This window comes from Dyella flagellata (assembly GCF_030160275.1).
In the GTDB taxonomy this organism is placed as follows: domain Bacteria; phylum Pseudomonadota; class Gammaproteobacteria; order Xanthomonadales; family Rhodanobacteraceae; genus Dyella_B; species Dyella_B flagellata.
Window position 1 is genome coordinate 233,795 of record NZ_BSOA01000012.1, and the last position, 9,517, is coordinate 243,311.

General features: G+C 62.0%; 9 protein-coding genes. 5 read left to right on the forward strand and 4 right to left on the reverse strand.

From position 1 onward, the window contains the following. The first annotated feature begins 4 nt into the window (after positions 1-4). Positions 5-211, forward strand: a complete 207-nt coding sequence (locus QQJ96_RS07425) for a hypothetical protein (RefSeq protein ID WP_284331339.1) — start codon at positions 5-7, stop codon at positions 209-211. Further along, positions 212-1,066: a LysR family transcriptional regulator gene (locus QQJ96_RS07430; RefSeq protein WP_284331340.1), complete on the forward strand. Its 855-nt coding sequence runs from the start codon at positions 212-214 to the stop codon at positions 1,064-1,066. Between the two features lie 231 nt (positions 1,067-1,297). On the opposite strand, the gene QQJ96_RS07435 is transcribed toward QQJ96_RS07430, so the two are convergent. Continuing rightward, positions 1,298-1,633 (reverse strand): low molecular weight protein tyrosine phosphatase family protein, encoded by a 336-nt coding sequence (locus QQJ96_RS07435; RefSeq protein WP_284331341.1) that lies wholly within the window; start codon positions 1,631-1,633, stop codon positions 1,298-1,300. Positions 1,634-1,828: 195 nt separating this feature from the next. On the opposite strand from QQJ96_RS07435, the gene QQJ96_RS07440 reads away from it, so the two are divergent. After that, positions 1,829-2,923, forward strand: coding sequence for a hypothetical protein (locus QQJ96_RS07440; RefSeq protein WP_284331342.1), 1,095 nt, complete (start codon positions 1,829-1,831; stop codon positions 2,921-2,923). Positions 2,924-2,985: 62 nt separating this feature from the next. Here the strand turns inward: QQJ96_RS07440 and QQJ96_RS07445 are convergent, their stop codons facing one another. The 3 genes from QQJ96_RS07445 to QQJ96_RS07455 all read right to left on the reverse strand — a co-directional run bounded on the left by QQJ96_RS07445 (position 2,986) and on the right by QQJ96_RS07455 (position 6,544). After that, entirely contained in the window at positions 2,986-3,597 is a 612-nt protein-coding gene (locus QQJ96_RS07445) for a peroxiredoxin (protein WP_284331343.1), read from the reverse strand. Positions 3,598-3,708: 111 nt separating this feature from the next. Next, on the reverse strand, positions 3,709-5,412 hold the full coding sequence (locus QQJ96_RS07450) for an ATP-binding cassette domain-containing protein (protein ID WP_284331344.1): 1,704 nt from the start codon (positions 5,410-5,412) through the stop codon (positions 3,709-3,711). 70 nt (positions 5,413-5,482) lie between these two features. Continuing rightward, positions 5,483-6,544 (reverse strand): phosphoenolpyruvate carboxykinase (ATP), encoded by a 1,062-nt coding sequence (locus QQJ96_RS07455; protein WP_284331345.1) that lies wholly within the window; start codon positions 6,542-6,544, stop codon positions 5,483-5,485. 65 nt (positions 6,545-6,609) lie between these two features. Here QQJ96_RS07455 and QQJ96_RS07460 point away from each other — a divergent pair, with 65 nt between their 5' ends. Together QQJ96_RS07460 and QQJ96_RS07465 are read left to right on the forward strand one after the other, a co-directional pair. Next, positions 6,610-8,181: a B12-binding domain-containing radical SAM protein gene (locus QQJ96_RS07460; RefSeq protein ID WP_404649142.1), complete on the forward strand. Its 1,572-nt coding sequence runs from the start codon at positions 6,610-6,612 to the stop codon at positions 8,179-8,181. Next, positions 8,156-9,364, forward strand: coding sequence for a nucleotidyltransferase family protein (locus QQJ96_RS07465; protein WP_284331347.1), 1,209 nt, complete (start codon positions 8,156-8,158; stop codon positions 9,362-9,364). The genes QQJ96_RS07460 and QQJ96_RS07465 overlap by 26 nt, the downstream gene beginning before the upstream one ends. The last annotated feature ends 153 nt before the right edge of the window (positions 9,365-9,517 follow it).

Sequence of the window (9,517 nt, forward strand, 5' to 3'; positions counted from 1 at the left end):
CGGGATGAAGCCGGCGTCAAGCAAGGCGGCTGGGGCCGCCCGGCCAGCGGGCGGCGGTATTGTGCCCGATAAGGCGCACGCTGCTCAGCTCAAAATATTGTTGGCTGCCAGCAATAAAAATGCAGCAAAAGCCGGCAAGCGGTCCGGGCATTCAGTAAATGCCAGAAAAATATTAGAATTTATCAATAGTTCAAATCTAAAATTTTGCTAGATGGACGTCAGCGCCGCCCGCACCTTCCTGGAAATCGTCAAGACCGGCAGCTTTGTCAGCGCCGCGTCCAACCTCAACCTCACCCAGACCGCGGTGAGCGCCCGGATCCGGGTGCTGGAAGAGCAGCTCGACCGCCCCCTCTTCGTGCGCAACAAGGCCGGCGCGCGCCTGACCCCGGCCGGTGAGCAATTCCTGCGCTTTGCCGCCACCATGGTCCAGGCGTGGGAGCACGCGCGCAAATCGGTGGCTTTGCCACCGGGGCGCGAGGTGGTGGTGACGGTGGGTGCCGAACTCAGCCTGTGGGATCCCTTGCTACGCGACTGGCTGCTGTGGGTGCGCGATGCCTGTCCCGAGTTTGCCGTCAACGCGCGGATCGACGACGCCGACCGACTGGTGGATCGCGTGCAGGAGGGTCTGTTGGATGTCGCCATCGTGTACGCCGCCCCGCAACGCCCAGGCGTGATCGCGGAACTGCTGTTCGAGGAAAAGCTGGTGATGGTCAGCGCCATGCCGGCGGATCGCAAGCAGCCGCTGCGCGCTGAGGACCACGTTCGCATCGACTGGGGCGATGCGTTCGCCGCCAGTTACCAGGCCGCCTTTCCGGAGCAGCCGAACCCAGTGGTGTCGGTCAGTTATGGACCGCTGGCGCTCGACTACATTCTTGCGCGGGGCGGCAGCGGCTATTTCCGCAAAGGCTTCGTACGCCGCTATCTCGACGATGGGCGCCTGGCCCTGGTGCCCGACGCGCCGGAATTTTCCTATTCGGCGTACGCGGTGCACTCGGCCAAGGCCGACAAAGGAGTGATGGGGCGTATTCGCGCTGGCCTGCGGGCGGTGGCACCCAAAATCACGTAGGTTGAGGTGCAAACCCTGAGATATCCCCACGTTTTTCCTTTACCTGCATACGTGCCCCAAATGCCGTCATTCCGGCGAAAGCGGGAATCCATTTTCAGGATGCATCAGAGCGCGATGGATTCCCGCTTTCGCGGGAATGACGGCCCGTTTCTTTGGATGTCAGCGGGCTAAAACGCAGCTGCCTGATTTTTACGGGATCCAAGAGCAAAAAACGTGGGGATACCTCAGGATTTACACCCCGGCCGGTAAAAAACGGGGCACTTTCTGCTGAAGCAGCTGGACGAGTACGGGATCCATGAACTCATAGTCATCCGGTATATCCAAGCAAATCACGCGCTTGCCATTCAAGTAGCGCCCGAACTTCTTCGCTAGCTTGTTGCGATGGGCCTTTTCCATCACGAAGATCATGTCCGACCAGGCGAGCAGCTCTGGAGAAACCGGCGTGTTGGCGTCATTGCCCAAGCCGGCCGATTGCGTCTCGATGCCGGGCCAATCGGCAAAAACCTGTTCGGCAGTCGGGCTGCGAAGACGGTTTTGCGAGCAGACGAAAAGAACGTGGCGCAGCACGGATAGCCTCATGCGTTACGTGGCGACGGCTGGAATGACAGTCCCGGCCCACACGCCCGGCTGATCATGGCACGAAGCCATTTCTGCAGATAGACTGCGGCAACAAGGACCCATCCTTAGGGGAGGATGACCATGAATTGCAGGGGATGCGGGCAAGAGTTCCAGGGCAATGCCGCTTATTGCCCTCGCTGTGAAATGAAGCAGCTGATCGATCTGGCCGACCCTTCGCCGGCGCCGAACACCTCGACGGCATCCGGTCCGTCCACCCGGGATTTCGACCAGCTCTATTACCAGCCGAAACGTTTCTCCCAACGCGAGTCCGATGCCGACAAAGGCGGAACGCCGCTGTTCTTGGTCTGGTTCAGTGCGCTGTTCGTGCTCAATCTCGCCCTGTCCAGATTCAGCTTTGCAAAGTTCGATCTGGCGACGGGTATCGGCTATGCCCTGGGCATAGCCCTGGTGGCGCTCATCATTGCCGGCATACGGCGCATCTTCACCGCCAACGCCTTCGGCAAGGCCTATCTCATCAGCATGGCCATTTTGACCGTGCTCTACTTCGGCGGCGGTTTGTTGAAAAGCGTGGAAGTGGCCAATTCGCGCCAGCAGGCGTTCCAGCATCTGGCGGATGTCGCCAGCGCCACTGCTGCTTCATCTTCCAGCGCACGGTCAACGGTACCCACGAACCAGACTTACGTGGAAGCTAATGGGGACGCTCTTACCAACACCGTCAACCAACTGAGCGCCAATCTGAGCCAATACAACCAGCACATCATCGCGCTCAAGAAACAGAAAGAGGCGCTCGATCTGGAAGCGGTGCTTGCGCCCCGCAACCTGGTGAGCACGGCAGGCATACAGAACGGGCGAGACACGATTGCCAGCTACGGCAGGCTGCTGGACGATTACGAATCCAGTTTCAACGATTACGAAAACAAAGTGATGCAGATCGTTTCCACGGCACCGTCGGCATCGCGCGAACATATCACGGCGGGTGTCCAGCAGCGCCTCGCTCAAGCCCGGGATGCGGTATCAGGTTTCGTCGGCGTCGAGCGCCAGCTGATAGCCACCATCAACGACATATTGGACCTGGCCCAGGCCAACGTCGGCACCTCGCATGCCAAGGGCAACGTCATCTATCTGCCCAAACCCGCACTGCTTCAATACCAGCGTGATATTGCCGTGCTACGCACCGAGGCCGCTCAGGAACAGCAGGCCTCCGAACGCTTGGCCCAGATCCGAAGCACGGCCATCTCCGAACTCACCACGGCAAGCCAGGCCTACGGCAATCGATGAGCGCAGGACCGCGCGGACCTGTCCCGAATTCCGGGACAGGTTTGCACACGCTGGGAGATGCTTTACGGCGCCTTGCCAGCTTGCAGTTTCTGCACGATCGCCAGTGATTTCTTCACATGGTCTTGCGGATGCAGATGGTCCGCTTCGGAGGAAAGCGTGGCGATGATCTTGCCGTCGCGGCCGATGACGAACGTGGTGCGCTCGATAAAGCCGTGATTGATGGCGACACCGCGTACGTCGGTCAAACCCGGTTGCGCCGCTTCGGTCTTGAGCTCGTAGGAAGCGGCAATCTTGCTGCCGGAATCGGAGGCGACCGGGAATTTGCCGGCGCAGTACTTCGGATCGGACGAGAAACTGTTGAGACGATCGATGCTGTCGGCCGATACGCCGATGATGGTGGCGCCGGCCGCATCGAACTTGGATTTGTCGGTGGCGAAGGTGTGCGCTTCGATATCACAGCCGCCGGTATAGGCCGAGGGATAGAAATACACCACCACCGGTCCTTTCTTCAGCGCCTCCTTCAGCGAGAAGGTGAAGTCCTTGCCCGCCAGGCTGGCCTGGGCGGTGAAATCGGGTGCGTCGGCGCCCGGGGCGAGCGCGGCGGAAACCGGCATGGCGAACAACAGGGTGGCCATCGCGCTGGCGGCGACGGATACGGCGAGGTGCTTTTTCATTGCTGCCTTCCTCTGTTATGGAAACCTGGGGTGGTGGGGTGCGTGGCACGCCGGCATCCTACTCCACCGGCAAGCTGCTCGCCGTACCGGTCGGGACGTAAAACCTATCCCTCACGCATAAACCTGTTCGCATGCATGGACGGTGGTGATGAAATCAGCGCCGATGGTCAGGCACTGATCGGCGATCGCCGCCACGCTGCTGCGATGCGAAACCACCAGCAAAATCGTGCGCGGCAGGCGGCGCTTCAACGCCGACAACACGGCGACTTCGGCAGCAACGTCCAGCGCGCTGGTGGCCTCGTCCAACAAAGCAAGCAGGGGCTGCCGCAGAATGACCTGGGCCAGCAACAACCGTTGCAGCTCGCCACCCGAAAGCCGGCTGGATGAACTGCTCAAGGCCGTATCCAGCCCGTGCTGCGAATCGGCCAGGCGCTGGTCAAGGCCCACATCGGCCAGCGCACGCTGCAGGCTTTCCTCGTCCGCATCCGGCGCGGCCCATAGCAGGCATTCGCGTACCGAATGCTGCCAAGGCCGCACGCTTTGACTGATGTAGGCGCCATGGCGCACCAGTTCGCAATAGTCGTCAAATCCGAGGCGACGTTGACCTATCCGCGCGCTGAAGACACCTGGTGGCATCATGCCCGCCAGCACATCGACCAGGCTGGTTTTGCCGATGCCGGAGTTGCCGCAAATCAGCGTCAGTGTGCCTGCCCTCAATGAGAGGTCTCGAATGCCTAGGGCAACCAACGGCGCTGCCAGCTGCACGTGTTCGATATGCAAGCTGCCGTTGACCTGGACTCCGTGCAACGCCACCTTTTGTGGTCGCGCCGGATCGAGGCGCATATAGCGTTGCCACAATTGGAAAGCCGGCACCGCCGAATGCAGCTGCTGCAGGCTTTGTCGCGTCGATACCAGATAAGGCAACAAACGCCCCAGCAGCAGACCTACGGCGATCAGCGAGGCCTGGTCGACGCCGTGCAGGCGATCGGCAAGCACGAACATGGCGGCGACACCGGCGGCCGCCAGCAGTTCCAGCGTCAATCTTCCGGTAGCAATGAGGTCCAGCTGGTGGCGATAGCCTTTGCTCAATTTCGCCGAAATCTCACCGTAGCTCGCCTTTTCAGCATCTTCCCGTTCAAACGAACGGACGTGGCGCAAACGCCGCGGAAAATCTTCGCTGTGCCAGAACAAGCCGGTCAGGTCGAGCACATACTGGCGACTGATTTTGGCCTGCTCGCGGCCATTGATGCGCGATGCCGCCAAGGCAAGCACGCCGAGCAACGGCGCCCCCAATGCCAAGGGCGGCGAGATCCATAGCGCCAGGCCCAGACTGACGACCGCGGTGATACCGGCCACCAGCAGTTGCAGGAGCGCGCTGAATCCCTGGGTGACGATTTCGATGTTGTAGGTGAGTACCTGGGCAATTTCCGCAGAACTGGCATCGGCCAGGGATGGCAGCGACGCGTCGATCAGGCGCGCATGCACGGCGCCACGCAAATTCATGCCGTAGCGGCTGGCCAGGTGGGCAGCCAGGCGCGCGGCTTGCCAGCGCAGGAATGCAAAGACCGCAGTGATGGCCGCGAACAGGATGGCATGGCTTTCGATGCCCCCGTGCAGGTCGATCGCTTTGCCGCCAAGCACCAGCGGGTGATGGGGCTGGACCAGGGGTATGAGCAAGACCGCAGCTGCGCTGCCGGCCAGCGCACAGGCCAGGGACAACAGCACATAGGCCATCGTTTCGGCCCGATCGATACCTTTGAGCGTAGCGAAAAATGGGCTCAGTGGCAGCCGAGTTCGCTGTCCGGGCTGACTCATGGCCTCCCCTGCTTCATTTCCCGCCGCATGCGGGGAAATGGACCAGGCCACGGCAGGACGTCAAACATCATCAGCATGCTTCCGGTCGGTCGAGCAACGCATGCAGTGTCTCAACCGCCGCTCGCGGATGCGCACCGCGCCGCAATTCATGCATTTGGGTCTGCACCAGCTTTTGCTGAAAGGGCAACCAGCCGGCTTGTTCCGACGCATACGGCTGATTCGCGCGCAAGCGCGCGACAAACTCTTCCTTCGGTATGGGCCGCAATAAGGCACTGGGATCATCCGCCAGCTCGGCCGATGCAAATACCGCACCCACCAGCTTCAACGGTGCTGCGGCGAGGCGCCCACCACCCCTGCGCAGATCCGCTTCGAACTTGGCCACTCCGCTACGCCGCCGAATGACTGCGGAGCCACCGATCCACCGTCGCGCCGGTTCGCTGTCGAGTAGCGACAAGCCATCGGCTTTCACGTGCACGTAATTGGCAATGCCAGTTGCCAGCAAGCTTTCCGGCTGCACGAACACGGCATCCTCGGCAAGAAAATCCAGCCCCTGTAGCAAGCCATGCAAAGCGAGAGTCGACTTTCCCGCGCCGCTGTCGCCCAACAAGAGAATGCCGCGCCCTTCCCTGCCGACACAGGCGCCATGCAAAGGCACCAGTCCCAGGCAGCGGGTCGCCAGCACATAGACGGCGAACTCGATCAGTTCGTAGCGCAGGTGGTAGGGAAACTCGAGCATGTCCTGCGAAACCACGATCAGCGCCTGCCGCTGTGCTGGCGATATCACTACGTAGTTGGCCGCATTGATCACGCCCAGCAGCAGCCCCAACCCCGATTGCATCTGTACCGGCGGCGGTTCGGCCGCATTCGGCAAGTGCCGCTCCGGCACCAGCCGCAGTTCAATCCGCAGTTCGGGAACGCTGCCGGGCAACCGGTGCGAAGGCAGTTCGCCAAACGCGGCGACGACCAGGTCAAGCAAGGCCTGGCTATCGCTCTCGAAGCGGAAGCGCCCGCCCAGCAACTGCTGGTGCACGGACAGGTGCCGCGGGTAACGCTCGCTGAAGGGGTCGGCGCAAAGGTCGCGTGCGACGGGCTGGAGAGTGGAGGCCATGCGGATCGGACGGAACCATTGCATTCAATGCGGTCCGGCGTGAGTGCGCCTTGCTCGGCAAAAGGTTGCCTGGGAAACGGCGCAACCGAATACCCGTCATGGCGCACTCACGGTCACGCAGCATTGCAGGCTGCGGCGTTCCCCCACGGCTAGAACAAGGCGCCAAAGCGATGCTAAAGATTCAGGTCGGCCACTCCTATTTCCTGCGGTACGACCGGAAACAATGGGAACGTGGCAAGCCCTATCCCCCGCTTGCGACGATCCAGATTGCCGCCTTGCTGCGGCAGATGGGGCATGCGATCAGCCTGTTCGATGCCATGCTGGCCGAGGGCGCGGAAGATTACACCGCCTCATTGCAGGCCGCGGCACCCGACGTGGTGGTCTTCTACGAAGACAATTTCAACTTCCTCACCAAGATGTGCCTGGGTGTGATGCGCGACGCGGCCTGCCGCATGATCGGCGAGGCGCGGGCACGCGGCGTGCGCATCATCGTCGCCGGCTCCGACGCGTCCGACCAGCCGGAAGCATTCCTTGCCGCCGGCGCACACGCGGTACTGATCGGCGAAGGCATTGCCGCCCTGATCGAATTGATCGGCCGCCTGGAGTGCAATCGCGACATCGACCATGCGAGCTGGATAGCCGGTATCCCCGGCATAGCCACCCAAGTCACCGAAAAGACGCAGATGACGCGCATCGGCGCGGTGCCGCCGGATCCGCGACTCACGCTGCGTCCAGCCTGGGATCTGCTCGACATCGAGCGCTATCGCGCCATGTGGCAGGAACGGCATGGCTACTTCAGCCTCAACATGGCCGCATCGCGAGGCTGCCCCTTCCGTTGCAACTGGTGCGCCAAGCCGATCTGGGGCAACCACTACAACCAGCGCAGCGCGCGGGACATGGCGGCGGAGATGACGTATCTGAAGCAGACCTTCCAGCCCGACCATATCTGGATGGCCGACGACATCTTCGGCTTCCACGTCGACTGGGTCACCGAGTTCGCCGAGCACTTGGAAAGCTCCCACGGTTCGGTGCCCTTCACCATCCAGACGCGCGCCGACTTGATCAGCGAACGCATGGCCGATGCACTCAAGCAGGCAGGCTGCGCCGAAACATGGATCGGCGCCGAAAGCGGCAGCCAGCGCGTGCTCGATGCGATGAACAAAGGCACGCAGGTGCCGGAACTGATCGCCGCACGCGAACGCCTGGGAAGCCGCGGCATACGCGTCGGCTTTTTCATCCAGCTGGGCTACCAGGGCGAGCAATTGAACGATCTCATCGCCACCCGCGAACTGGTAACGCAGGCCGCACCGGACGATATCGGCGTGAGCGTTTCCTATCCGTTGCCCGGCACCAAGTTCTATGAGCAGGTGAAGGCGCAACTCGGCAGGAAAACCCATTGGGATGACAGCGACGATCTGGCGATGATGTTTCGCGGCGCCTACGACTCGGAGTTCTATCGCCTCGTCCGCGACCTGTTGCATGAGCAGGTCACGCTGCGGCAGGCGCAGCCTGAGGAAACCGCAGAGCATTACAGCCAGGCCTGCGCCGCCCTGGATACCCGGTGGAGTGCGCTGATCGCCAGCGAATCGATCCACCGCACCGAACACGCCACCTCACCCCTTGCCACCACCCGCCATGCTGCCGCCGCTCAAAACTGTTAAAGACGGCCTGCGCCGTACCACCGAAACGCTCGCCGCGGAGTTGGCGCGTCCCGGCAGCGATGCGCCCGAGTGGAACGAACTGGAATGGCGCCTGGCTTCGGCTGCCGCGGCTGCGCACGGCATATCGCCCTTGCTAAGCCGCTTGTCGCCTTGGCAAAACCTGGCGTGGCGGCGGTTTCTGGAAGATCAGTACCAGCACGTCGAGCAACGTCATCAGCGCATCACCGCTTTGCTCGGTCGTATCGATGCGCAGGCCCGCTCCGCCGGCATTGCGATGGTCGCCTTGAAAGGCTCCGCCCTGCATGCCATTGGACTGTACGCGCCGGGCGAACGCCCGATGGCCGACATCGATCTGCTGGTGCGCGAGGAAGATCTGCAGCGAACCGGCGAGCTGCTGCAATCGCTGGCTTATGTGGAATCCTTCACGCAGTGGAAGCATCGATCGTTCAAGCCCGCCGTCGGCGAACCGATAATGGGACTGGGCGAGCACCGCGATACGCCGATCAATATCGAGCTGCATACGCGAATTCAGGAGCGGCTGCCGATTTCCACCGTCGACATCACCAGCCGCATCTATCCGCGCCAGCCGCAGCCGGGCTTGAATCCCTACCCTTCCACCGGCGCCTTGATGAGCCACTTGCTGCTGCACGTCGCCGGCAATATCTGCGGGCGCAGCCTGCGCATGATGCATCTGAATGACATCTCGCTGTTGGCCACGCGCATGAGCATCGGTGATTGGGATGCGCTGTGGGATGGGCAAGTGCCCGCGTGGTGGGCATTGCCGCCACTGCACATGGTGGCACGCTATTACGCCAACGCCGTTCCTCGCGCCGTGCTCGATCGCCTGGAGCCGGCGTGTCCCCCCGTGTTGCGCAACTTGTCGCGACATCAGACGCTGACCCAGCTTTCCTGCTCAGCGCTATGGCTTAGCCCGCTGCCCGGCATCGAATGGTCGCGTTCGCTGGGAGAAGCCGGTCGCTGCCTATTGAATCGCATCAGGCCCACCGAAGAAGCCCGCCAGGAACGTGTCGACATGCTGCGTACGCAGCTTTGGCTGCAAGGGCAGCCATGGGTCCGGCTGAAACAGGGGCGACGGATACTGACCTGGCTGACCCGGCCGGTGCCGCGGATGGATACGCTGTACGTAGTACGGGCAGCGTTGGACGAGTTCGCTTCCGTGTAGGCTGGGATGACAATCCCAGCATCGGGATGTCGTGTGGAAAGCTGGGATTGGCATCCCAGCCTACGCGCGCTGCCTGAAGCAGTCTCTCTACCTAGGGATGCTCTGATCTATTCCACGTACCCGTCACCGCACTGTATGCGCGCCTCGCAGCGA

Coding starts and splice junctions, on each gene's coding strand:
- QQJ96_RS07425 (WP_284331339.1), top strand. CDS start 5: ATGAAGCCGGCGTCAAGCAAGGCGGCTGGGGCCGCCCGGCCAGCGGGC.
- QQJ96_RS07430 (WP_284331340.1), top strand. CDS start 212: ATGGACGTCAGCGCCGCCCGCACCTTCCTGGAAATCGTCAAGACCGGC.
- QQJ96_RS07440 (WP_284331342.1), top strand. CDS start 1,829: ATGAAGCAGCTGATCGATCTGGCCGACCCTTCGCCGGCGCCGAACACC.
- QQJ96_RS07445 (WP_284331343.1), bottom strand. CDS start 3,597: ATGAAAAAGCACCTCGCCGTATCCGTCGCCGCCAGCGCGATGGCCACC.
- QQJ96_RS07450 (WP_284331344.1), bottom strand. CDS start 5,412: ATGAGTCAGCCCGGACAGCGAACTCGGCTGCCACTGAGCCCATTTTTC.
- QQJ96_RS07455 (WP_284331345.1), bottom strand. CDS start 6,544: ATGCAATGGTTCCGTCCGATCCGCATGGCCTCCACTCTCCAGCCCGTC.
- QQJ96_RS07465 (WP_284331347.1), top strand. CDS start 8,156: ATGCTGCCGCCGCTCAAAACTGTTAAAGACGGCCTGCGCCGTACCACC.